We start from the raw sequence: 23,419 nt of genomic DNA on the forward strand, positions 1-23,419 counted from the left end.
AATGAGATGGCGTGAGGAACTGCTAGGGTCGAGGCGATCTGCAATGTACTGCTTATCGCGTCGTCGGCGTACCGTGCCCAGGCCGCATGGTGTGCCGGTTCCGGCAGGCTACCGGCATAGGCCAGACGTGAAACGGCTCTGACGGTCCATATCCAGCGCATGATGCTCCACGCCTTGGACCCCGGCCCTGCACGCGCGTCGGTCCATCCAGGGCGGGGGCCTCGTACATTACAGCGAAAGGGGCTCGGGATCCCTTGCGCTGAGCTACACCGAGCGGCTCGCCAAGGCCGGTGTCGAGCCGTCCGTCGGCGCCGCCGCCGATAGCTACGACAACGCGCCGACAGAGATGATCGACGGGCCGTTCAAGGTCGAGGTGAGCCTTCGGCGTAAGCGGTGGCAGTCATCCGAGGTCATTGAGATCGACACCTGCGAACGGGTCGACTGGTGCGATACCCGCCGTCGGCTCGAACCCATCGGCAGTTTCCCTCCCGACGAGGCGGTAGCGCGCCACGAGGCCTAGGCCGGGCTGCCAATCTTGGCCGCCTGGCCCAGACCAAATGGCCCCCGAAAAACCCGGCGCGGTGCACCTGTATGCTTTGGGTGGACGGCTACAACTGCAGCCGCCAGCCTGAGCCCCCAACACGGCGCCACGCCCTACGACGTCATCCGCCAAACTTGGACGAAAGAGCCCAAACGCTTCAGGCTCGATCCGCCGCACCATATCGCGGACCCAGACATTCTTTCGATCGGGAAAGCCGAACGACATCGCTTACATCGCGCGGGTCGACGGTCGGCTCGGGGCGGAATTGCTGAACGCCTTATGGATTATGTCGCCGGCCGACGCCCGGGAGCGCATCGGTGAACGGAGGCACTACGTCAGCGAGGACCGGCCGCACACAGCCCTCGGCGGAAGGACGCTCCGAGCGTTCGCAAACCAAGTTGTCTCCGCCCGAAAATCTGAATAAGCCGCAAGCCACAGGCGAAGCTATTTTTGCACCGGTGATTCATAAAGCTTAGCGGAGGTCCAGCCCGTTGATGTGGAAACTGATTATTCGTACCGAAAATTACCAGGATTGCGGAATATGTCGCGGATTCCAAAACGTAACCGATACTGATATCGGCGTTGAAATGCTGATTCTAAGCTACACTTTGGTCAATCGATGTGCGTAGAATATGAAGATGACCGATCTGATTTCAAATAACATTACAATCGGTTTCGAATTTGTGATTACGATCATTGCAGGCTTGACCGCAGGCCTTCTGATCGGCGGACATGTCGACGATGTAATCGAGCTGCTTCCTGCGGCGATGAAGCAGGCCTGGAAAGAGGCCGAAGATGGATCGCCTCATGACGATCCCTCCGGGGTCGGCTCTCTTGCCGCCCGGGGCGACATCCTGCGGCAGCAAGGGCCGTCGTGGGGCCGAGTCCAAGGTGTTGGAGCGCCGGTCTCCGGTCAAACCGTCCACGCGGCCCCGGGACACGAACCAGCCGTCATTTCGCCGGGGGACGGACGGGCCGATCCGGCACGGGTGGGGGGGGCTCGATCTCGCAGCCGGCGCCGACGGCTCGTGCAATGGGTCTGCGGCCTGGCCTTCGCTCTGCTGGCCGCGCGCCTCGGCCTCGATATCCGGCTTCTGCCTGGGCTGGCGGCCACGGCAATCTTGATCGCCCTGGCGTTCATCGACTGGGACCATCACCTCCTGCCGGACGTCCTCGTCCTGCCGCTGATGGGATCGGGCCTCCTGGTCAACCTGGCCGGACTCTTCGCCCCGCCGCGCGCGGCGCTCCTCGGGGTCATCGTCGGCTACGGCAGCCTATGGCTGCTCGCGCGCGCCTACCGGCTCGCCGTCGGCAAAACCGGGATCGGCGCGGGCGACCTCAAGCTCATGGCCGCGTTGGGAGCTTGGCTCGGATGGCAGGCGCTCCTGCCCCTCACGCAGATCGCGGCCGGCCTCGCGCTGGCAGCCACCCTTGTGGCGACGCTGAGTGGGTCGCGGCGTCGCGTCCCGCGAGAACTTCCCTACGGCACCTACATGGCCGCGGCCGGCTGGTTGCTGCTTGTACGTGCACCTGTATGAGACGTCAGTGGCAGCACGATATGGGACAATGTTCGGGTCGTTCCTGACCAACTGGGCTCCGTTACGATGAAACGGCATAGCCGATAGCAGCGAACACTTCCATCATTGGACGAGGCGGACGAAGCTGCCGCGTTGCTTGAGCTCGCTCGCGATCGTAACCAAATGCGTTTGCATGGAAGACTCGACCTCGTTAAAACCTCTTCCTCTGAAGTATCTGATGTCGGATTTTTTCTCAGTGCAAATCTCAAATCCTTTCTGAGCAACGCCGCGAAATTTTCGCGATTTCTCTAAAGGTTTCTCGAACATACCATCGGTCTCATCCGGCCCCATGACGAGAAAATATGACCGGATTTTCTTCTCGCGGAGACTTTTGCATAAACTTTTGTAGCGGTCCGTGATATAATTTACGCCAATCCCACTTGTGAGTTTGCAGCCTGTGTATTTAACGCTCAAATCGGAATCTGAAAAGAAATTATCAGGTGTTGTTTTGATAAACGATATGATGACTTTTTGGTGAGCGTCATTCCCTTGGTCGAAGTCGAATGGAATATTTGGAGAGCCACCCCAGCCAGCACGACCGCGAAAGGAAGGCGCGAGTGTCATGGCCGCCCATCCCATGGCAAATCCGTAATTAGGATTGCCGGCATCTCTGCCCTCAAAGGTTATAATATTACCTTTTATAGTGTTAAGTTCTTGTTTGATTTCATCAATATTATTCGTCAATGGTAATATTGATGAAAGGGGACATCCCTTATCGGCAACGATCACGCGTTCATCGACAGCCTCTTCCGACCCTTCGCTTGGGCATTCTTCCGGACTATAGGCATCGCGGTACCGACCTTGCCAGAATTTGGATGGAGAGTTGGGCGGTGCGTTAGCCAAGGTGTCGGGCCACCAATATCCGATGTAGAATTGATTGGATGGTGCCTGATCCCAAAAATAATTGTCATTCAGGTCCAGCCCGCGCAGTAAACAGATGCGCTGGCTACGCAGATCGGGCATGTCCGGCGACGCAAGCGACTTGATGCCGGTGTCTTTGAAGAAATCTTCCAGTTCTTTTGGATTGGATGCCTCTGGCTTTGCCCATTTCGCGAGTCGACCCGGATCCCTGGTGTCATAGACATTGACCTTTTGATCGTGGGGCACGACAGACATGAACACATGCCCATCGTTGCGAATTATCGATTCCGCAAAATTCTGGCTGATCCGAGCCATCGCTGCCGCGGATTCAGGCGTAATATTCAAGAACGCAGGCAGCACCAGCGCCACCTCCGTAAACGCGACATGCGCCTCTACCTTCGAGCGCACCGTGATGGTCTGGGCCGGATTGCCGCTGAGGGCCGCCTTGCTGGTGAACTGGGCCGTGACCTCGAAGGTGGCGTCGTCGCTGGCGTTGCGGGCCCTGATGACGTGAACATCGCCTAGCGTCTCCCTCAACTCCGAGTCGAGTCCGAGATTGGCGCGGACGTAATCCCGTGCCAGCGTCTGGCTCACCACGTCGAATTGTTTGTCACTGCGAAGATATTCGCGGCCGATCGCCAGAGCCGCCGCATCGGTGGCGCGCTTGAGCTGGCTGGCATCACTGGTCATCCGCAAGGTGTCGACCGCGAAGCCGACGACGATCAGTCCGCTGATCAAGGCCAGTACCATCATCGGGGCGACGGCGCCGTCTTGGGACGTCCGGTTGTTGCGGCACCGGCCGAAGCCGCGGGATGATGCTCCAGGTCGAAGACAGTGTTTCATGGCGCGTGACTCACTCGGTAACCAGGCAGAAGCTTGCGAACGATGCCGGCTCGACGTTCGGCAGCTCGTTAATTCGCGGTTTTGTCGGGCGGCGGCAGGCCAGCCCGCTGCCTCAATTCGGCATCCAATTGCAGATCTGGATTGCGCATGCGGTTGACGGAGACCGTCTTGAGCACGCCGCTGCCGAGCACGAGTTGGCTCAAGCCCAGGGCGCCGCTGTCCTGGCATCCCTGCACCACGAACAAGCCGACCTGCTTGGTGTCGTCCTTCGGGTCCTGGTCCGGCAACGAGCCCGGGTAGGACGCGTCCTTCTTGAGCGGGTTCGCGCACAGGCCGTTGACCGGTTCCAGCGGTAAACCCCAGGCGACCTGACCGTTGCGCCAGACTTGACCGACGACGAGGTCGTAGCGGCCATTGCTCCCCTGCAGCACCTCGGTCGCCAGCCGCTTCAAGCCCGGGGCGGTCAGGTTGTCCTGGCTGGCGAGGATGGTCGACAGCGTCGCGACGCTGCGTTCCAGGTCGGCGCGGGCCCGCGAGATAAGGAAGAGGTCCTGGGCGATGAATACGATCGTTAGAAGGGTGGGGAAGATCAGGATTGCCTCGAGGGCGACATTGCCGCGCTGGCGGTCCGACATGCGGCGGGTCATGGCCGAATTTGCGCCGATCCGTAGAGGTTACCCAGGACCTGATGGTACCGATGCGTGAACTGGCCTCCGAAACCGACAAGGTTCGGCACGGGCGTGATCCAGTCCAGCTCCAAGTTCACGTCGACCACGACGATCGGGATCTTGGTCGCACTGCCCTGTCCGCCGATGCCGAGGCCGAATTCGCCGAGACCCGGATAAGCCTCGACTTTCACCCTGACATCGCCGGGGCTCAGACATCCGTAGGACGCGACCACCATGCCCAACGTGACGACCTGCTGCACGAAAGCCCTGTCGTTGAGGGGCGGGCTGACGGCTAGACGCAGGGTGTTCAGGCTCGTTTCGAGCGCCAGGGTGCCGATGACGACGATCAGCGCCATCCGGACGATCTCGAACAGCATCAGCGCCCCGGCCAACACCGCGGGCATCAGGAAGACGGCCTCGATGGCCACGACTCCCTCCTGGCGTGCGGCCGCGGGGGCGATGCGTGGCCGGCTCACGGCTGGGTTTCCAGGGAGAGCGGGCGCAGGCTCGCCGCCAGGAACACGGCCGGGTTGCGCTGACCCGCGCGCAGGCGGCCGGCCAGCTGCTGGAGGCTCTTCACCAATCCAGCGGTCTTGATGTTCGAGAAATTCGCCTCCAGCGCGCGGCGCGCCTGGGCCTCGTTGCCCTGCAGCAGGTAGGCCAGGGCCAGGTTCAGCACCAAGGTCGGGTTGGCGCGCGCCTCCTCGGTGTTCAGCAGCGCGATCGCCCCCTTGGAGTCGCCGGCGGCGAGCTTGCCGAGTGCCAGGTTGTTCTGGACGGCCACGTTCGACGGATCGAGATCCAGCGCCCTGGTCAGCGTCTGGTTGCCGTCCGCCAAATGCCCCTGGGCGGTCAGCGCCACGCCCAGGCCGTTGAGGGCGGCGATGTTGGCCTCGTCTAAGGCCAGAGCGCAATTGAACGAGGCGACGGCGTCGTCGAGCTGGTTCAGCGCGAGCCGACCGCGACCGATGCCCAGGCAGACGGCCAGGCGCTCGTCCGCCCCCAGCGTCCGGCCGTCGGAGGACAATTGCTGTTCGGCCCGCACGTAGAGCGGCAAGGCGTCCTGGGGCGGATGGATCGCCCCGGAGACGCTGGCATATTCCAGAACCTCACGGGGACCGAGTTCGCCCTTCTTGTCCATGGTCGCGTAGATGTCAGCGGCGGCCGCCAGACGGTCGTTGTCGCGCAGCAGGCGCGCCAGCCGCAGCGATTCCGCCGCGGTGCCGGACGGCCCGCCAAGGGAGAAGCCCGCCGCCGAGGATTGCAGATCGACGCATCCGGTCATGGCAAACAGGCACGCGGCGAGCCCGAAGACATGCAACGATCGGAATGAGAGAGGTCGCAACATGATCTCCGGGGTCAATTGGCGTGAGAAAGTGGGTGCTACTAGGAGGTCACAAGAAGGACGCGGATCAGCCGGATCATCGCGGGCGCGGCCATCATCGCGATGATCGGCGGCAGGATCAGAACCATCAGTGGCAGACTCATCTGGGCGGGCAGCTTCCCGGCCCGTTCCTCCAGACTGAGCATCGACATCTTGCGGCTCTCCTCGGAGATCGTCCGCAGGGCCTGCGACAGCGGCGTGCCGTAGCGCTCGGCCTGGAGCAGGACGGAGACCAGGGTCTCGACCTCGGCCACGCTGCACCGCTCGGCCAGGTTCGCGAACGCGCGGGACCGGTCGCCCAGGATCTGCAGTTCGGCGAACGTGTAGCGCAGCTCGTCGGCCAGTTCCGGCGAGGCCAGCGTCAGTTCCTTGGAGACGACCTGAAGGATCCGTTCGAGGGGCAAGCCCGCCTCGGCGCAGATCACCATCAGGTCCAGCCCGTCCGGTACGCTGCGTGCCAGCACGCCGCCGCGCTGGGCCGCCCGCCATTTGAGCCACGCCTCAGGGAGCAGGGTGCCGACGAACAGCGCGATCAGCCCTCCGGCGAGGCCGAGCATCCCGAAGCGCCCGCGCGCGTCGAGGATGCCGAACAGCATCACGGAGGCGAACAGCGCGCCGTTGCCGTACTTGGCCAGCATCAGCAATCCGAGGCTCTCCTCGGCGCGAATCCCGGCCATGTTGAGCACCCTGCGCAACTGCTTCCGATCATGGGCGGTGCCGGAGAGACGCTGCCCGAGCGATCCGGCCAGCGCGCGGAGACTGAGCAGGGACGGGGTCAGGTTCCCCGTCGTGACGCGCGTGATCCCCGACACCGCCGCGCCGGACGCCGCCGCCTTCATCGGCGCAGCGCCCAGGCGCTTGAACAGGACGTTCTGGTTACTGCGAGCATGCAGGCCGAACAGGAGCAGACCGACCCCGATCAGCAGGATCCCGACCGCAAAGGACACGGACGCCTGGTTCATCGGAGGCGCCTCACCATGAGATGAACGATGGTCAGTCCGAGGCAGACGCTGATCACGACGTAGGTGAGGACTTTCGTTCCGGTCGGATCGCTGAACAGAAACTGGAAATCGGCCGGGGCGTTGACGTACATGTAGCCCATCATGCCCGGCACCAGCGCCGCGACGATCTTGGCGGAGGCGCGCGCCTCGGAGGTCTTGGCCAGGATCTTCATCTGCAGTTCCTGACGATCGCGCAGGGTCTGGGCCAAGCGGTCCAGGGTCTCGCCGAGGCGTCCGCCGGATTCCTGGTTGATGATCAGGATGACCGCGAAGAACCGGTATTCCGGCAGCGGCACACGCTTTGCCGAATCCTGCATCACCCGGCGCAGCGGCACGCCGAGGCGCAGCCACTGGTCGATCAACTGGAACTCGCCGACCAGCGGGCCGCGCAGATTGTCGGTCACCATCGCGAAGGCGTTGCCGACCGGCACGCCGGCCCGGCACGTGCGGGTGATGGCGTCGATCGCCTCCGGCAGGCTTCGGCGCAGCGCCGCGTGCCACTTGCCCAGGGCCCGGCGCAGCACCAGGAAGAACGCCGCCAGCGCGATGGCGAGGCTGAACAGGGGCGAGGCCAGCAGCGGGACGGGCGTCTTGCCGCCCAGCATCACGCCGAGCAGGAGCGACGCGAGACCGATGATCGCCATGCGAAGCGCCAGCGTGTGCTGCCACTCCACTTGGCCGATCGAGGTCCAGAGCCACTCCGTCACCCGGCCCACCAGCGGCACCTGCGCCAGCGGGATCCGGGGCGCATGGCGCAGGAGGACGCGGCGCTCGATCCGTTCCGAAGCCACGGGCGCCCGGCCGAACTCCGACAGCCGTCGGGCGCTGAGAGACGCCAGCTGGCGTCGCTTGCTCAGGCCCAGAACCCCGTAGAACGCGCAGAGCGTGCACAGGAATACCAACAGCGTCAGGAGATCCAGAACCCCGCCCACGATCAAGCTCCGAACAGGTGCGCGTGCGCGGTGTAGAAGTGCGGCCGCTGTCCTGACGGGACGAAGTCGCCGACCAGCATGCCGGCGCTGTCGATTGCGCGGATCTTGAAGGCGAAGATTTCCTGGGTCTGGATGACGTCGTTCTCCATCCCGCACACCTCGGTGATCGAGACGATGCGGCGCATCCCGTCCCGCTGGCGCTCCACCTGGATGATCAGGTTGACGGCGCTGGAGATCTGCCGGCGGATCGCCTCCTGCGAGAGCTGGCCACTGGCCATCATGACCATGTTCTCGAGGCGCATGACGGCGTCGCGGGGGCTGTTGGCGTGGACCGTACACAGCGAGCCGTCGTGGCCGGTGTTCATGGCCTGGAGCATGTCGAAGCTCTCGGCACCGCGGACCTCGCCGAGGATGATACGGTCCGGGCGCATGCGCAGCGCATTCCTGACCAGGTCGCGCTGATCGACCTTGCCGGTCCCCTCGGCGCTGACCGGGCGCGTCTCCAACCGGACCACGTGCCTTTGCTGCAGTTGCAGTTCCGCGGCGTCCTCGATCGTGATGATGCGATCGGAACTGTCGATCTTCTGGGACAGGGCGTTGAGCAGGGTGGTCTTGCCGGCGCCGGTCCCGCCCGAGACGACGATGTTCTGCTTGGCTCGCATCGCGCGATCCAGCACCTCGACCATGTCCGGAGACAGCGCGTTGCGCCCCGCCAGCGATTCGAGTGTCAGGTTGCGCCGCATGAACTTGCGGATCGAGATGGTGGTGCCGTCGATCGCCAGGGGAAACGTGATGATGTTCACGCGGCTGCCGTCGGCCAGGCGGGCGTCCACCATCGGCGTCGCCTCGTCGATGCGGCGCCCGGCGGCCGAGGCGATCCTCTGAGCCGTGTTGAATACGTGCTCCTCGTCCAGGAAGGTGATCGGGGTCAGCTCCAGCTTCCCGAAGCGTTCGATGAAGATCTGGCCGGCACCGTTGACCAGGATATCGTTGATCGAGTCGTCGGACAGGAGCGGCTGGATCGGCCCGATGCCGAGCATTTCATCCAGCAGTTCCGCCGCGACATGTTCTTCCTCGTTGCGCGAGACCTGCACGCGCCTCTCGTCGCAGATTCGGCGGATCAGCGTCTCGATCTGGGCCTGGAGCTTGTCCCGCCCCATGGCCGCCGCCTTGAGCGGATCGATCTGGTCGTAGACGTAATCCCGCAGGATGCGCCGATTGACCGAGACCGGCGTCTCGACCTTTGGCGCCTGCTGGTTGCGCACCGCCTTGGGCATATCGTCCGGCACCACGGGCACGCCGCCGCGATGGGCAGGCGCCGGGGATGATTTGCGGATCAGCATCGGACAGGCCTCCTCACGCGGCACGCCGGCAGATGGCCTGTCTCAGCCGGCCGAGCAGGCCGCGATGGGCCGCGTGCCGGGGCTTCAGGCCGCAGATCAGGTCGGCGAGGTCGAGCAGGCCCTGGCGCAGGGCCGGGCTGCGCTCCAGGTCGAGGGGGCCGTGCAGAAGGCCATCCCGCAACGTGTTGCCGGCATACGGCAACGCGAAATCCATCTTTCGCCCGACATACTCTTCGAATTGCGCCTGCGGGATACTGCCGTTGGCGCCATGGCTGGGATTGTGGACGAGGAGAAGCCGCTGGCCGTCGCTCTCGTCGCCGATCTTCTCCAGCATCTGCCGCGCCGTGCGCGCGCTTTGGAGCGTCAGCTCGATTAGCAGCACGCGGATCTCGGCATGGCGCAGGACCTCCAGAGATCCGTTCGGCCATCCGGCCGGGAGATCCCAGATGACCTGATTGAGCAGTTGGCACAGGTTCGCGCCCAGCGTCAGAAGGTGGTCGCTGTCCGCCGCGAGGTCCGTCCACGTCGGCTCCTGCGCGAGCAGCTTGAGCCGGGGATTGACCCGGACCATGGCGCGTTCGAGCAGATGCGGGTCGATCGGGCGCGTGGCGAGCGCCACTTCCAGCCCGGCCGCCGGATCGACCCCCAGGAGCAGCCCCTGTTCGCCCTTGCGCCGATCGAAGTCGACGACCGCCACCGGTATATGTCGATCCGTGGACAGGAGCAGGGCCAAGCCGGCCGTCACGCAGCTGGCGCCGAGTCCGCCGGCGCAGGCGGTCACGGCGATGCTCCGGCCGAGCCGGGCGGAATCGGAGGAGACGCCGTTGCGGGCGCGCTCCAGGGCGGTGGCGAGCAGATCGAGCCGGACCGGCTTCTGCAGGTAATCGAGGACCCCGCCGTGCAGGAGCGCGCGGTAGAGATCGATATCGGTGTGGCTACCCAGGGCGATGATGCTGCAGGTCGGCTCGCAATGCGTGGCGAGGTCCGCAATCGTGGCAAGGGGCGCCGGCTCGCGATCGATGTCGACGATCACGACGCTCGCGCGCTGATGGGAGCACCACGGGATGGCGGCCGCGCAGCCCCCGGGCATGACCTTGGAATCATCGTTCCCCAACCGCCTCAGCAGCGCAGAGAACTCGGTGACGTCGGCGGCCTCGGCCATGAAAACCGCCGTTCCAAGAACCGCCTGGCCTTCGTCGGCAGCTTGTATGGCGCGTGAATCGCTCATCAGATCGCTCGGCTCACTTTGACTTGAAGTTGGTGTCTCTGGCGAGTTCGCGAACATTGTCCGTATGATAGCGTTTTACGGATTCACTGGCCTGAATACCGTCGCCGGCGGCGAGCTCCTGCGAGCTGATCAGGTCCCGCGGGTCACTGACCATGCTGGCCAGGTTGGCGCGATTGGCGCAGCCGAGAGACCCGACTGCCGTAAAGGGCGACACGGTCCAGATGGTCGGATCGGCGATCGCGCAATCCGGCACGCGGACGATCACGGCTTCCGAGATGAGGGTGAGATCCTCGGCGCCCTGCGCCTCGCCCCGACGGGCGGAGCGGTCGAGGTGAAGCCCGGACGACGGCAACCCGCGCTCGATCAGCGTCCGACCGAGACGGCGCGCGATCGTCTGCCCGCGGCTGGTGCGCGGCACCAACGTGATCGCCTGCCGGCTCAACCGGCCCTGGCTCTCAAGCGCGGCGGTGAGATCGACCACGGATCCCGGATCCAACCGCCGTCCGTCGGCGGTCGTCCGCAGGGGCAGGGTAACCACCGACGGCGTGACCGCGACCGGTCGTTGAGGCTGCCCGATATACTTCTCGGACCGGATCTCGTTGATCTCCCTGGCGCAGGACGGCAAGGCCACCGCCACGCCGGCGAGCAACAGGGCAAGACACGGACGATTGAGCATCTGCGCGGATCTCATCAGTAGACAAAGCCCGCGCGCGCGCTGGCAGGAAGCGACCGTTCGTCCAGGCTGGGCAAGCCCTTGCCCGGCGTCTGCAGGGCGCCGTCCTTGGTGGGCTCGACCACGTAGGCGGTCGCCAGGATGACGAGCTCCACGCCCTCCTGATTGCTGGTGTCGGTCTCGAACATCTGCCCGATCAACGGCACGCGGTCGAAGCCCGGAAGCCCGTCCACCTGTTGCGTGTGGCGGTTGCTGAGCATGCCGGCCAGGGCAAAGCTCTGCCCACTCGCCAGCTCGATGGTGGTCTCGGCCCGGCGAACCTTGAAGGCGGGAATGGTCGATCCCGTATCCAGGGTCACGGCCCCGTCCTTGGAGAGATCGCTCACTTCGGGGGCGATGCGCAGGCTGATCCGGTTGGGAGACAGCAGTGTCGGCGTCATGCGCATGATCACGCCATAGGACTTGTAGTCGATGTTGACGTTGTTGTTGGTGATGACCACGACAGGGACTTCGCCGCCGGCGGCGAAGCTGGCCGTCTCGCCGGACATCGCGGTCAGATTCGGCTCGGCCAGCAGCGTGGCCAGCCCCTCCTGGTTCAGGGCGTTGAGGACGCCGGTCAGGCCGCTGGCGGTGTAGCCGAAGGTGTTCGGCTCACGGATCAGGTGTGCGGAGGGCAGGTTCACGACTTTCGGTCCGACAGCGCCGCCCGCTTTGGCGGCGCTGAACAGTGTCGAAAAACCCCCGGTGGCGATGCGGAACTTGCCGTCGTTCAACACCGAGTCCCAGTTCAGCCCGAGCTGATGCGACAGTCGGCGGGACACCTCGACGACCCGGACCCGGATATTGATCTGTGACGAGAGCCGTACGCTGAGCTGGTTGATCAGCCGCGGGACGGATTCGCCGTTCTGGCCGGTAGTGCCGCCGCCGCCGCCGCCACCGCCGCCACCACCCTTGCCACCCCCCTCGTCGGGCGCGCCGATGGCGGCGCTGATCGTGCTCATGACTTGGCGGGCGTTGATCGGGGTCTTCACGGATCCCCGTACGATCAGGGCTTTGTCGCCCGCCGGGACGATCTCGACATGTGTCCCCGGGACCTCGGCCTCGACTTGCTTGCGCAGCTGAGCCAGATCGAACGTCACGACCAGCCGCATGGCTGCGATCACGTTGTCGGCGGCATCCATGGCGTACAGGCTGGTGGTACCGGCGCCTTCGCCGAACACGAAGACGCTGCTGGGCGACGAGACCTGGAAGCTCGCCACCTTCGGATCGGCGACCATGATCTTGGAGGCTATGCCCGGCAGTTGCAGCAGCCGCCCCTGTTTGACGAGCAGTTCGACATCCTGCGAGGTCGCGACTTCCGAGACCGCCGAGAGCGAGGGCCGGTGCTTCTTGCCGCTCGACGGGGCGGGATAGGTCTGCGCCCAGACGGGTGTGCAGAAGATGAGCAGGGTCACGGCCAAACACCGGCCGGCAGCTCTGAGCTGCTTCGTCATACGGATCATGGGACAGTCTTTTCAGCCGCGAACAGGTCGTCTTACCGGGCGTTGACGGTGAGCGTTTCGATGGCTTTGCCGCGGAAAGCCTGGACGCTGACGGAGCCGCTCCAAGTCGGGGCGACGGTGTCGTAGAGGTCGGTGGTGGCGCGCAGGGTAGTCACGCCCCGAGCGGCGGCTGTTCCGGGTTGGTCGACCTCGCGGGCCGGGATCAGCGCCAGCTGCAGGCTGCCGATCTCCTTGGCGAGGGCGAGCTTCTCGGCATCGGCGGAAGAGACCTCCAGGGTGACGGTCTGGACGTTGGCGCCGACCTCGCCGCCGCCACGATCGTCGCCGGCCTTCTTGGCTCCGTCGTCCGGGCGCACCTGCATCTCGCCGCGGACCCGGTTGTTGAGAGCGAGGACCCGCACGGCGTGCAGGATCGTCTGGGCCGCCAGGTGCGGCGCGTTCGGGGTCTGGGTCTTCCCTGCGGCGGCGTCCCCACGCTTCAGGGCCAGGATCACATCGACATGGTCGCCGGAGGAGACCAGCCCGAAATTACTCTCGACCAGGTTGGTCGGGACCGACACCGCCCGCATGCCGGGCCTGAGAATCGCCGCGAGAAAGCCGGGATCGCTCTGGCGGACGACGAGGCCGACGCTCAGCGCTTGGCCACTCTGGACAGGCTGGCGGACGGTCGCGCCATACAGCGCGTCGATGGTGTCCACCCCCTTGATGAAGAAGAGGCTGCGGCTCGGCTCCGCGTCGACCTCGTTCCATTCGAGGCTCGACCCATCGATGAAATCACCGGGCCGAAGGCCGCTGACGACCGTCAGGACGGCGTTCCGGTGGCTGACCGGCGGCGCGACTGGTTCCACGCGCGCGGGCTGCTCTTCCGGCAACGAGACAACCGGCGGCGGAGGCGGCGGGGGCGTCAGCAGGATGCGGGCCAGCAACGCCACGCCGACCGCGAGTACGATGGCTCCAGCCAGCAGGAAGAAAGAGTTCTTTTTCATCGGGCGTTTTACCGGGGCACAGAGCTAAGGTGCGGTCAGGGTCACAAGTGCTCCGGCCACGATGGCGAGGGCATAGGGGAGGCCGCGGATGGGTTGGCCGGACAGGCAGTGCGGCGTGCCCATGGATCCCAGCGCCGGGACCCGGCGGGTGCCGGACATCCAGAGGAGAGCCAGGGCCGTCTCGGCGGCGCTCAGGATCGGCATCGCCACGACCAGGGCGCCGCCGAACAGGGACGTCGTCAGGACGAAGAAAACCTGTCGATCAGCTCCGACCCACAAGCAGAGCCCAGCGGTTAACTTGACATCGCCGGCCCCGACATGGCCGCGGCAGAACAGGATGAAGCCGATGCCGATGACAGCGCTCGCGCCGAGCACGGTCTGAAGGATCTGCCAGATCGCGCCGGATGCGCTGTCGCTCTGTTGAAGACCGCCGCTGCCGACCATCGCCAACCACATGACACCCAGGGCGACGACGAGCCGGTTGTCGATCTTCCGGTAGAGCAGGTCGCCCAATGCCGCCCAGAGCAGCAGAGGCAACACCAGCCCCAGTGGGATCCTCATTGCGGCTTAGAGGAGCTCGCGGTGCCTCCGGTCTTCGTGATCTGGTCCGCGATCTGTTGGAAGCGTGTGTTCAGCGCCTTCACGAACACGCCGTCCTGACTGAAGATGACGGCAATCGCGGCGGCCATCGAGGCCGCTAGAATCCCGTACTCGATGGCTGTCACGCCGCTTTCGTCGCGCACAAACGCTTTTACGGAACGCATCATGATAAAAAATCCCGGGATCCATCCAAATGCTTGCGGTTGCTTAGGGGCCGCGTACATTTGCAACGTCATAGGATCCCGTCTCGTCCCACAGCAACGGACCATTCATTAAGAATGCTTCATGATGGGAACACTCCATCCCATACGGGGTTAGCGCGCTCCGCAAACGGGGGGCCTCTTGCAAGGCCGGCTCGACGTCGTCCGGCGCCGTGTCGCGCGCATTGGATGGCCTTCGCATGGACGAGCCGAACCGATAACTGAAATAGTCGCTCCGACTTGGGGTCGGACTCTGAATTGCCAGACTTAGACGTCGATTGGACGTGATATTTCTGTCTTTATTAGAGGGTTAAGTCCAACTTTTTAGCACTAAGACTTATAATTTCTCTCTGTAATTGGTCTAAGTTCACAGTAAAAGAAGATAAATCTCGAACAAATAGCTTGAACCTATGCGCGCAAGTGGCTATGAGTGCTGACCGTGGCGGGCAGTAGAAATGTTGCGCGACGTCTTGCTGTAAATCACATGCGATATTGCGTCGAACTTCGGATCTGTGACGATGGATCATGATTTCCGCGCCGTGCGAACGCACGGCGCGACATTTAATTGTCTCGATAGATCGCGCCTTTCAGGGCCCGGCAGGGTCGAGCAGTGCGACGCAACCCTCGCGCCGTTGGGGCGCGGAGACGCGACGGAGCACGGCGCATCAGCCGCGAGCTACGGGCCGGGACGGTCTCCAAAGAATGACATCGGCATTGCGTGACACGAACAGGTTGGTGGCAGTCTATTCGCGGATGGACGAAGGCAAGCCGGATAATCCGGGGCTGGGATCGACGGGAAGACCTTTAGAAGCTCAAGGCGTTTCGGGGAAATGCATATTCTCGTCGTGGAGGATGACGCGCAGGAGCGTTATTGGCTGGGCACCAAGCTGCGGTCCTGCGGGCACATGTGCCGTCTCGTGGCCGAGAAGGGATGCGCCCTGAGAAGCCTCAAGGAGGAGGCGTTCGACGTCGTCGTGCTGGACCGCATACTGTCGGGCACGAGCACCCTCGACGTATTGGCCGACCTCAAGGCCCGGCCGCATCCGCCGGTCCTGATGCTGTCGGCGCTCGACAGCCCCGAGGCGCGGGTGGATGGCCTCCGGGCCGGGGCCGACGATTATCTCGGCAAGCCCTGCCATTTCCACGAATTGCTCGTCCGATTGGAAAATCTGGCCCGCCGTCCGGGTTACGGCGACCGTGATGACAAACGACTGGTCGTCGATGATTTGGTTATGGACACCGTCTCCCGCGATATCAGGCGCGGGGGCGTCCGCATCGATCTGACGGACAAGGAATTCAAGTTGCTTCATGTGCTGATGCAGAACAAGGGACAGAACGTGACGCGTTCCATGCTGATCGAAAAAGTCTGGGGCTTGCAATTCTTTCCCCAAACCAACCTCATCGATGTCCACATCTCAAAGCTGCGGACAAAGATCGACAAGGATCAGTCTTATCCGCTTCTGCGGACCGTCCGCTCCGTCGGCTACGCGTTGGGCTAGCCCAACGCTGAACCGGCCGCGGGCCAATCGCTCCAGACGCGTCGGTCCGGTGATGGTCGCCTTGAGCGCGGCCGATCGATGACGGGCCAGCCCATTCGCATTCCGCTGATGGCGACCGCGAGCAGGCCCTCGAGGCTCGAACCCGCGCCAGCGCATCGGTGCGAACCATCGACGTTGGAGCGCCGCGCCGGCGGTCCTCACCAGGTCCGCCTCCCCACCCGGCCAGGCGAGACGGAAGAACGCGCCCGGCTCGCCCGCGCGATGAACCGTGCGACGGCTTCATGGGCAGCGACATCCGAATTGCGTGCGGCGCTTTCGCCGAACGGGTGCCGACCCCCCCACACGCGCACGTTGACCCCACCCCACAGGAGAACGAACGTGGAAACGATAGCTATTGCACGCGCGGAGACGCCGTCGCCGGACAGCCGTGTGAAGCGCTTGAGATCCGCCACGGCGGCGGCGCACGATCAACTCGACAAACGCATCATGGCCTGCCGGCCTTTCGCCGATCTCGAGCGGTATGGACTCTTTCTCAAAATCCAATACCGGTTCCACACGGTGGTAGATCGCCTTTATCTCGACGGGGCGTTCGGGCGCATGCTCCCGGATCTGACCGGCAGGCGTCGGCTCGCCCTGATCGAACAGGATATTCGGGACGTGAACGGCATCATCCCGGAGGAGCCGGTGGAGAGCCCCGCCGCAATCGATCCGGAGGGCGACCTCGGCTGGCTCTATGTCGCCGAGGGTTCAAATCTCGGCGCGGCCATCCTGCTCAAGGAAGCCCGGGCACTCGGCCTGTCGGAGGCCCATGGCGCCCGCCACCTCGCTGGACACCCGGATGGACGGGGCCTGCATTGGCGTCAATTTGCGGGTGCCCTCGACCTGATCGAGCTCTCTGCGAGCGGCGAGCAGCGGGCCATCGACGGCGCATCTGACGCGTTCCGGTTCGTGCATCGGTTGGTCGGAGACGCGTTCGCGTGAGGTATCGGCGGGCGGTTCATCGCTTCCAAGCGTGAGGGCTTCGGAGCGCGGCGAATGCCCAAACCGCCGAGTGCCCACCGTCAGCCCTTCCGAGACACAGTGAGGGTATGCGCGGACGCAGGATGATTGGTCCATCGTACCTCCCAGGGGTGACGATGAAACAGACATCCGGGCCGGCGCGAAAGCCGGCAGACGCCGTGATCTAACGACATCCGCCGCCCAGCGCGGCAGGTTTTCAGCCGAGGAGAGGATCCGCATCATGCTGGAGGTGCAGCGGGAATACTGGCGTCATGCCATGCCTTCGCCAGACGCTGAGCCAAGATGCGGGTTTCCGGGGCGGGATCCGACCGATACGACCCATCGCCGGCGACGAGGATTCATCGCGTTCTTGTAGCGCGGCATCTGAGATTCGACGGGGCGAACCGGAGCGGTTGCTGCTGGCGACCATGTTCCGAGGTCATCGGTCGCCTTCTGGTGCTGATCGAGTCCAGAAGCTGGCATGCCGACCTGACTCAGCTTGCTCACGAACGCCTCGGGCTTGGGTCGGTGAGCCACCGATACCGCTCTCTGTCGGCTTAAAATCCAGACTTCAGGGCGGACCACTCCCAAGAGGGCTGATGACGCCCAGATGGCGACGACCGAGGGCTTTTCGCCCATTCCGGCAGTTCAGTGCGTACAACCCTGCTTCAGCAGGCAGACTTCCGATGGTCAGGACGGATTGAGGGAATATCAGGCCCATTGGATGGGCCTTGTGAAATTGCACGTCGATTGGGCGATCCGCGCAATCGACTCGGTCGTGTTGAAGGATTCGGTTTCACGAAAAGTCACGACATAGGTGATCGGGGGTAGGGGCGGGTTGGTCTCGACCACCCGCAATCTTTCGCGCTCGATCAACCCATCGAAGCACCGCTCGGGCAGGTAGCTGATGCCGACCTCTGCAAGCGTCAGCCCGACGATGGCGACAAAGCTGTTGCTCTGGATCATGTGCGGCAGGGAAACGCCGCAGGCGTGTAGCCATTGATCGAAGACGACGCCTGATCCGGAGCGGTTACCTTGGGTCAGGATGCTGAACTGCGCCAGCTCGGCCAGTTCCACGACGCCCCGATCCCGCAACAGGACAGGACTGCACATCCAGGCGCTCCGGACACTGGCGAGTGCGACGCTTCGGAAGCCCGGCTGGCGGAACACGTCGGGCGTCACGATGAAATCGAGCGCCCCGCTCTTGAGATTGTCGAACAACGTCGTGCTCTGCTCGACTTCCGGTTCGAGCACGATGTTCGGATACGTTGCCCGCAGTTCGGCCACGAGCTGCGGCAGCCACGTGAGCGCGGTCAGCTCGGTGACCCCGAAGCGCAGATGACGGATCAGGGTCGTGCGGCTCGTGGCGACCGCGACGGCGCGATCGCGCAAGGCCAGCATCTCCTCGCCGATCGCCAGGATACTCTTGCCTTTCTCCGTCAGCCGGGCGCCCCGCTGGCTGCGGTCGAAGAGTGGTGTGCCGAGGGATGCTTCCAGTTCGTGAATGCGCTTCGACACCGACGATTGCGTGGTGTTCAGCCGATCCGCGGCCCGCTCGAAACTTCCGAGCAGAGCGATCCAGCGCAAGGCTTCGAACTGTTTGAGGGTCGCCACGCGATCGATCGCTTTTTCGATTGATAGTGGGCGATTATTAATCGCTTTTCGGCGGGTTGGCTACATGGGATGGTTGCGGCACGGAGATCACCAGATGCCCTCTCATCTCAAGCATTCGGACGCGCTACCCGCCGTCCTCGCATCCGCCGATCGTGATGCGCTGCAGGATCTAGCCACGCCTCTGCTCAGCGACAACTTGCACCGCCTAGCAGGTTTGGTCGGCTTGAACCGCTACAACGGTACCGGAAAACTCGTCGGCACCGCGTTCACCGTGCAGTCCCGTCCGGGTGACAATCTGGGGTTCTATCACGCGCTCGCGCTGATGCAGCCGGGGCACGTCCTCGTGGTCGATGGCGGCGGCGACCTCAACAACGCTCTGTGCGGCGACCTGATGCGTGCCTACGCGGTCTCCCGGGGCTGCGCCGGCTTCATCGTCGATGGCGCCATCCGCGACGTGGCAACCTTCGCGGCCGGTGATTTCCCCTGCTATGCGCGCGGCGTCGTCCACCGCGGACCCTACAAGTCCGGACCGGCCCTGCTCAACGTCCCGGTCAGCGTGGGCGGTCAACCGATCGCCCCCGGCGACGTCATCGTCGGCGACGAGGACGGCCTGATTGCCTTCGCCCCGGACCAGCTCCCCGCCGTCATCACGGGCGCGCGGTCGAAGCTTCGCCATGAGCAAACGATCATGGCGGAGATCGCCTCCGGGGCCGCCCGCCAAGCGTGGCTTCACGGCACCCTCGAGAGCTTCGGCATCTCAATCTGAGCGTACCGCGGGGAACGAGTTCCATCATGAGCACCACCCTCATCGCCCGTCGGCCAGCGAGCATCCGGCCCTCGCCGAGCATCGCCGCCAAGGCCCTGGTCACACAGCTTCGTGCCGAGGGACGCCAGATCATCGACCTCACGGTCGGCGAGCCCGATTTCGTCACCCCCGGATCCATCATGGAGGCGGCCCAGGCCGCCATGCGCGCCGGGGAGACGCACTACACCGCCTCAAACGGCACCCTAAGCCTGCGGCAGGCCGTGGCCGACAAGCTTATCCGTGAGAACGGCCTGAGCTACAGCCCGGACGACATCGTGGTTGGTTGCGGTGCCAAGCAGCTTATCCAGACCGCCTTCGCAGCGACGCTGGACCCGGGCGACGAGGTGATCGTGCCGGCTCCGTACTGGGTGTCCTACCCGGATCTGGCGACCCTCCACGACGGCGTACCGGTGGTAGTGTCCTGCCCCGAAGAGGCCGGGTTCAAGCTCAGCCCCGCTCAACTCGAGGCGGCGATCACACCGCGGACCAAGTGGGTGGTGCTCAATTCGCCCAACAACCCGTCCGGAGCGGTCTATACCGCCGCGGAGCTGGTCGCGCTGGGCGCCGTTCTTGCGCGCCATCCGCGCGTGCTCGTGATGACCGACGAGATCTACGAGCATTTCGTCTACGATGGCATGAGCCCGTTGTCGTTCGGACGCGCCGTCCCGGCCCTGCTGGACCGGACGCTGACCATCAACGGGGTTTCCAAGGCCTACGCGATGACCGGCTGGCGGATCGGTTACGCCGCGGGTCCGCCCCTGCTCGTTCGGACGATGACCGGACTCCTGTCGCAGAGCACCACCTGTCCGTCCTCGATCGGCCAGGCGGCGGCAGCTTCGGCGCTGTCGGGGGACCAGGCCTTCGTGGTGGAAGCCCGGACGGCCTACGAGATTCGCCGCGACCGGACCGTCGCGCTGCTCGACGCCATCCCGGGCATCGCGTGCCGGCGCCCGGCCGGGGCCTTCTACGCCTACCCAAACGTGGCCGGCCTGATCGGTCGGCGCACCCCGGACGGGATCTCGATCGGGAGCGATCTCGACGTTTCGCAGTTTCTGCTGAGCGCGGGCAACGTTTCGGTGATGGACGGCACGTCCTACGGGCTCAGTCCCTATCTTCGCGTGTCGTTCGCCGCCTCACTCGACACCATCGAAGCGGGCTGCGCGGCGATCGCCCGTGTGGTCGCGACGCTCGACTGACGGCATCTGGCTCGACCCCACCGTTACGCTTCGCATGTATCAATAGATTAGAGGGAGGTTACCGTGCGCCTGCTCAAGACCACGCTTGCACTTAGTCTGCTGGTCGCACCGGCGGCGGCCGACGAACTCAACGGCACCCTGAAGAAGGTCAAGGACAACAACCGGATCGTCCTCGGTGTCCGGGATGCGGCGACGCCGTTCAGCTACATCGACGACAAACAGAACTATGTCGGTTTCGCCGTCGATATCTGCCTGACGATCGCGGACGCGGTGAAGCGTGAACTCAAGCTGCCGCAGCTCAAAGTCGAAATGGCGCCGGTGATCTCGGCGACCCGGATCCCGCTGATGACCAACGGGACGATCGATCTGGAATGCAGCGCGACGACCAACAACGTCGAGCGCCTGAAGCAGGTGGCCTTCACCAACACGCACTTCCTGTCGGCCGCCCGCTTCGCCTCGAAGAAGGCTCAGAAGATCGAGACGATCGCCGACCTGAAGGGCAAGACGGTCTCCGCGGTGGCGGGGTCGACCAACTTGATCATGCTCAACAAGGCCAACACCGAACGCAAGCTCGGCCTCAACATCCAGTCGGCCAAGGACGTCGCCGAAGGGTTCCTGCTCCTGGAGAACGGTCGTGCGGCGGCGTTCGTGCTCGACGACGTCCAGCTCAGCATCGCGATCGCGCAGTCGAAGGATCCGGGGCTCTATCAGATCAGCACCGAGGCGTTTTCCGAACCGGAGCCCTACGGGATCATGCTGCGCAAGGGCGATCCGGCCTTCAAGGCGCTGGTCGATCGGGCCACCGCCGATCTCTACCACAGTCCTGAAATCACGGTCCTCTACGACAAGTGGTTCCTGTCGCCGACGCCTCCGCGTGGGATCACCTACAACGTCCCGATGTCGCCGGAACTGAAGCGCGCCTACGCCGAGCCGACCGACAACCCGGATCCGACATCCTACCTCCAGTAAAGCGGCGCCGCCGGTCATTCATCCTCGACGCGACGTTGGATCGTGTCGCGTCGAGCGCCGTCACGGGTACCTGAGCGACGTAATCGCTTTCTGATCGGTCGCCGCCGCATTCGTTCCGGGGAAGGACGAATGTGCCCGATGTGCATAGGGCAACCGCAATGCAGACCATATTCTCGACAGACGGGATGCGCCCCAAAGACCGGTTTCGCCGTTGGAAAGATGTCTGCGAAGACCGTATCGTTCCGATGGAACAATCGTGCCTCGGTGACGAGTCCTTCGAGGCGCAGATCGACGGGACAAGTGTCGGCGGGTTGGATTTCAGCAAGTTCTCGTTGCGAAACCTCAAGGCATCGACGACGCCGCGAACGCTCCGGCACGAAAATCATCGGACCGATCATCTGTTCGTGAGCATGGTCCTGTCCGGAACCGTGCGCTCGGATCAGAATGATCGATCGAGCACCGACAGGGCTGGCGACTTCGCGGTCCGTGACACGAATACGCCTTGGACGATCGAGCATAGCGGGCACAGCGAAGTGCTGGCCATCGCGATCCCACGGCAGCGATTGGAGGCCGCACTCGGCCCAGCCCGGATTTTCGCCGGCCTGACTGTCGACGGCCGCCAGCCGGTCACGATCCTGGTCCGCTCGTTCCTTTCAAACTTGCTGCGCGAGAGCGATCGGCTGTCGGCTCACAGTGCTGAGCGGATGGTCGGAGTTGGGATCGATCTCATCGTCGCCTGCCTCGCCGACCGCCTCGCGCAGGAAATGCCGCGACCGATGTACGGCACCGTCGTGGTCCAGCGCGCTCGGGCGTTCATCGAGGCCAATCTCAGCGATCCGAACCTCGATCCGCCCCTGATCGCAGCGGCGATCGGCGTGTCGTTGCGTCGGTTGCAGGAACTGTTCCACGAGCGCGGCCAACACATCTCGGATTGTATCTGGCAGCGCCGCATCGAAACGGCCGCCAAACGCCTAGCCGATCCGGGCTGCGCGCATCTGTCCATTGGCGCCCTGGCCTATAGTTGCGGCTTCGCGAACCAATCGCACTTCTCGCGGCGGTTCAAGGAGTACCACAGCATGGCTCCCAGCGAGTATCGCCAGGCAGCTTTCATGAGCACGCCGTAAATTGCCATCGACCCCTGAAGTTGTCGGCGACCGTTCTCGATCTGATTGAGCAGAAGCCCGGCGGTGTGCCGAAAGCGGCCCGGTTCTCGATCGGTCGACGCCCGCCCTTTGGACGGGGCCGAGGCCGTGGCAGGAGCGGAGCGATCTCATCCCGGTTATCACCGGGGAGAAGCCGTCTGGCCCTGCCAAACCACCGCTGAAATGCTCGCTCCGTGCCGTTCCGTCAGGCGCTCGCGGCGTGTCGGATCGATCAAGCCCGTATCGGTCCAGTGCGGCTCACCAAGGCGCGCCCGTTGGGGCCCCCAAATCGGGCCTCATCGTTCTTCGATTTCTACGCGCACGACTTCGAACTGATCGGCGGCACAGCCGGTTCGGACACGTTCAGCACGAACGTGCTGGCCTAAACGGCCAACCTCGGCAACGGCGTCACCATGAGCGCCTCCATGGAGGATCCGAAAAGTCCTGATTTTCGTTGCCTTGCCCGGCTTCGTCACGCCAGCCCGGTCCGAGAGCGACATACCTCCCGGTGGCGCTTTCATGAGCAGCTACACGTCGGATCCCGTCTTCAATCCGCGTTCACAATATTTCCTGCGTCACGCGCTCGGCGATATCGGCGAAGAGCCGATGCTGGCAGAACCGTCGGGCGCTCAGCCACCGTGCGCGCTTTTCAGTAAGCCCTGTGCCGACAGGTTCGAGCGGACACGGCGCCATGCTGATCCGTAGGGCAACTCGGTTGCCGTCCGAACTCCGACCACTTGCTCTCCGCGGCCCGACACCGGGTTTCTCGAGACCCTGTCGGCATATCCGGTTCCAGTGATGGCCTACCTCACAGGCCCGCCCGGCTCCGGAGCTATATCAACGGCGGTGGGGCCGG

General features: G+C 64.2%; 24 protein-coding genes and 1 pseudogene. 11 read left to right on the forward strand and 14 right to left on the reverse strand.

Translation table 11 applies throughout. The features are described from left to right. The first annotated feature begins 346 nt into the window (after positions 1 to 346). The 3 genes and pseudogenes from AC0IY0_RS05590 (at position 347) to AC0IY0_RS05600 (ending at position 2,079) form a co-directional block, all read left to right on the forward strand. Positions 347 to 520 (forward strand): hypothetical protein, encoded by a 174-nt coding sequence (locus tag AC0IY0_RS05590; protein WP_187278475.1) that lies wholly within the window; start codon positions 347 to 349, stop codon positions 518 to 520. A gap of 217 nt (positions 521 to 737) precedes the next feature. After that, positions 738 to 965 (forward strand): annotated as a pseudogene (locus AC0IY0_RS05595) (integrase core domain-containing protein); the annotation flags it as partial. A 214-nt stretch (positions 966 to 1,179) separates the two neighbouring features. Next, complete coding sequence (locus AC0IY0_RS05600; protein ID WP_471763262.1) at positions 1,180 to 2,079, forward strand: prepilin peptidase; 900 nt, start codon at positions 1,180 to 1,182, stop codon at positions 2,077 to 2,079. A gap of 102 nt (positions 2,080 to 2,181) precedes the next feature. Here the strand turns inward: AC0IY0_RS05600 and AC0IY0_RS05605 are convergent, their stop codons facing one another. The 13 genes from AC0IY0_RS05605 to AC0IY0_RS05665 all read right to left on the reverse strand — a co-directional run bounded on the left by AC0IY0_RS05605 (position 2,182) and on the right by AC0IY0_RS05665 (position 14,306). Beyond that, positions 2,182 to 3,822 carry a pilus assembly protein TadG-related protein gene (locus AC0IY0_RS05605; protein ID WP_471763263.1) on the reverse strand — a complete coding sequence of 547 codons (1,641 nt, stop codon included), beginning with the start codon at positions 3,820 to 3,822 and terminating at the stop codon, positions 2,182 to 2,184. A 68-nt stretch (positions 3,823 to 3,890) separates the two neighbouring features. Continuing rightward, positions 3,891 to 4,469, reverse strand: coding sequence for a TadE/TadG family type IV pilus assembly protein (locus AC0IY0_RS05610; RefSeq protein WP_471763264.1), 579 nt, complete (start codon positions 4,467 to 4,469; stop codon positions 3,891 to 3,893). Beyond that, a complete protein-coding gene (locus AC0IY0_RS05615) occupies positions 4,466 to 4,966 on the reverse strand; it encodes a hypothetical protein (protein WP_471763265.1) in 501 nt (166 codons plus the stop codon). Before AC0IY0_RS05615 ends, AC0IY0_RS05610 begins: the two co-directional genes overlap by 4 nt. After that, entirely contained in the window at positions 4,963 to 5,775 is an 813-nt protein-coding gene (locus tag AC0IY0_RS05620) for a hypothetical protein (protein WP_471763266.1), read from the reverse strand. The genes AC0IY0_RS05615 and AC0IY0_RS05620 overlap by 4 nt, the downstream gene beginning before the upstream one ends. Positions 5,776 to 5,876: 101 nt before the next feature. Next, positions 5,877 to 6,836 (reverse strand): type II secretion system F family protein, encoded by a 960-nt coding sequence (locus AC0IY0_RS05625; protein ID WP_471763267.1) that lies wholly within the window; start codon positions 6,834 to 6,836, stop codon positions 5,877 to 5,879. Continuing rightward, positions 6,833 to 7,807 carry a type II secretion system F family protein gene (locus tag AC0IY0_RS05630; RefSeq protein ID WP_471763268.1) on the reverse strand — a complete coding sequence of 325 codons (975 nt, stop codon included), beginning with the start codon at positions 7,805 to 7,807 and terminating at the stop codon, positions 6,833 to 6,835. Before AC0IY0_RS05630 ends, AC0IY0_RS05625 begins: the two co-directional genes overlap by 4 nt. A gap of 2 nt (positions 7,808 to 7,809) precedes the next feature. Beyond that, the gene (locus AC0IY0_RS05635; protein ID WP_147905944.1) at positions 7,810 to 9,150 is read right to left on the reverse strand and encodes a CpaF family protein; all 1,341 of its coding nucleotides are present in this window, start codon (positions 9,148 to 9,150) and stop codon (positions 7,810 to 7,812) included. Positions 9,151 to 9,163: 13 nt separating this feature from the next. Next, positions 9,164 to 10,378 (reverse strand): AAA family ATPase, encoded by a 1,215-nt coding sequence (locus tag AC0IY0_RS05640; protein ID WP_471763269.1) that lies wholly within the window; start codon positions 10,376 to 10,378, stop codon positions 9,164 to 9,166. Between the two features lie 13 nt (positions 10,379 to 10,391). Then, a complete protein-coding gene (locus tag AC0IY0_RS05645; protein ID WP_471763270.1) occupies positions 10,392 to 11,027 on the reverse strand; it encodes a CpaD family pilus assembly lipoprotein in 636 nt (211 codons plus the stop codon). A 41-nt stretch (positions 11,028 to 11,068) separates the two neighbouring features. Beyond that, positions 11,069 to 12,505 (reverse strand): type II and III secretion system protein family protein, encoded by a 1,437-nt coding sequence (locus AC0IY0_RS05650; RefSeq protein WP_471763271.1) that lies wholly within the window; start codon positions 12,503 to 12,505, stop codon positions 11,069 to 11,071. An 80-nt stretch (positions 12,506 to 12,585) separates the two neighbouring features. Beyond that, positions 12,586 to 13,539, reverse strand: a complete 954-nt coding sequence (gene cpaB, locus AC0IY0_RS05655; RefSeq protein WP_471763272.1) for a Flp pilus assembly protein CpaB — start codon at positions 13,537 to 13,539, stop codon at positions 12,586 to 12,588. Positions 13,540 to 13,563: 24 nt separating this feature from the next. Further along, positions 13,564 to 14,100, reverse strand: coding sequence for an A24 family peptidase (locus tag AC0IY0_RS05660; RefSeq protein WP_471763273.1), 537 nt, complete (start codon positions 14,098 to 14,100; stop codon positions 13,564 to 13,566). Continuing rightward, a complete protein-coding gene (locus AC0IY0_RS05665; RefSeq protein WP_147905938.1) occupies positions 14,097 to 14,306 on the reverse strand; it encodes a Flp family type IVb pilin in 210 nt (69 codons plus the stop codon). Before AC0IY0_RS05665 ends, AC0IY0_RS05660 begins: the two co-directional genes overlap by 4 nt. An 863-nt stretch (positions 14,307 to 15,169) precedes the next feature. Between AC0IY0_RS05665 and AC0IY0_RS05670 the strand changes: the two genes are divergently transcribed. Then, on the forward strand, positions 15,170 to 15,838 hold the full coding sequence (locus tag AC0IY0_RS05670) for a response regulator transcription factor (protein WP_471763274.1): 669 nt from the start codon (positions 15,170 to 15,172) through the stop codon (positions 15,836 to 15,838). Positions 15,839 to 16,189: 351 nt separating this feature from the next. Next, a complete protein-coding gene (locus tag AC0IY0_RS05675; protein ID WP_471763275.1) occupies positions 16,190 to 16,819 on the forward strand; it encodes a biliverdin-producing heme oxygenase in 630 nt (209 codons plus the stop codon). 729 nt (positions 16,820 to 17,548) lie between these two features. Here the strand turns inward: AC0IY0_RS05675 and AC0IY0_RS05680 are convergent. Beyond that, positions 17,549 to 18,451, reverse strand: a complete 903-nt coding sequence (locus tag AC0IY0_RS05680) for a LysR family transcriptional regulator (protein WP_147905935.1) — start codon at positions 18,449 to 18,451, stop codon at positions 17,549 to 17,551. Between the two features lie 94 nt (positions 18,452 to 18,545). On the opposite strand from AC0IY0_RS05680, the gene AC0IY0_RS05685 reads away from it, so the two are divergent. The 6 genes from AC0IY0_RS05685 (at position 18,546) to AC0IY0_RS05710 (ending at position 23,268) form a co-directional block, all read left to right on the forward strand. Next, a complete protein-coding gene (locus AC0IY0_RS05685) occupies positions 18,546 to 19,217 on the forward strand; it encodes an RraA family protein (RefSeq protein WP_147940467.1) in 672 nt (223 codons plus the stop codon). A gap of 26 nt (positions 19,218 to 19,243) precedes the next feature. Then, positions 19,244 to 20,452 carry an aminotransferase class I/II-fold pyridoxal phosphate-dependent enzyme gene (locus AC0IY0_RS05690; protein ID WP_471763276.1) on the forward strand — a complete coding sequence of 403 codons (1,209 nt, stop codon included), beginning with the start codon at positions 19,244 to 19,246 and terminating at the stop codon, positions 20,450 to 20,452. A gap of 63 nt (positions 20,453 to 20,515) precedes the next feature. Next, on the forward strand, positions 20,516 to 21,421 hold the full coding sequence (locus AC0IY0_RS05695) for an amino acid ABC transporter substrate-binding protein (protein ID WP_471763277.1): 906 nt from the start codon (positions 20,516 to 20,518) through the stop codon (positions 21,419 to 21,421). A gap of 185 nt (positions 21,422 to 21,606) precedes the next feature. Next, positions 21,607 to 22,545 carry an AraC-like ligand-binding domain-containing protein gene (locus tag AC0IY0_RS05700; protein ID WP_471763278.1) on the forward strand — a complete coding sequence of 313 codons (939 nt, stop codon included), beginning with the start codon at positions 21,607 to 21,609 and terminating at the stop codon, positions 22,543 to 22,545. A 212-nt stretch (positions 22,546 to 22,757) separates the two neighbouring features. Continuing rightward, positions 22,758 to 22,949: a hypothetical protein gene (locus AC0IY0_RS05705; RefSeq protein ID WP_471763474.1), complete on the forward strand. Its 192-nt coding sequence runs from the start codon at positions 22,758 to 22,760 to the stop codon at positions 22,947 to 22,949. A gap of 133 nt (positions 22,950 to 23,082) precedes the next feature. Next, entirely contained in the window at positions 23,083 to 23,268 is a 186-nt protein-coding gene (locus AC0IY0_RS05710) for a hypothetical protein (RefSeq protein ID WP_471763279.1), read from the forward strand. Positions 23,269 to 23,419: the final 151 nt, after the last annotated feature.

Source organism: Methylobacterium sp. AC315, assembly GCF_979253755.1.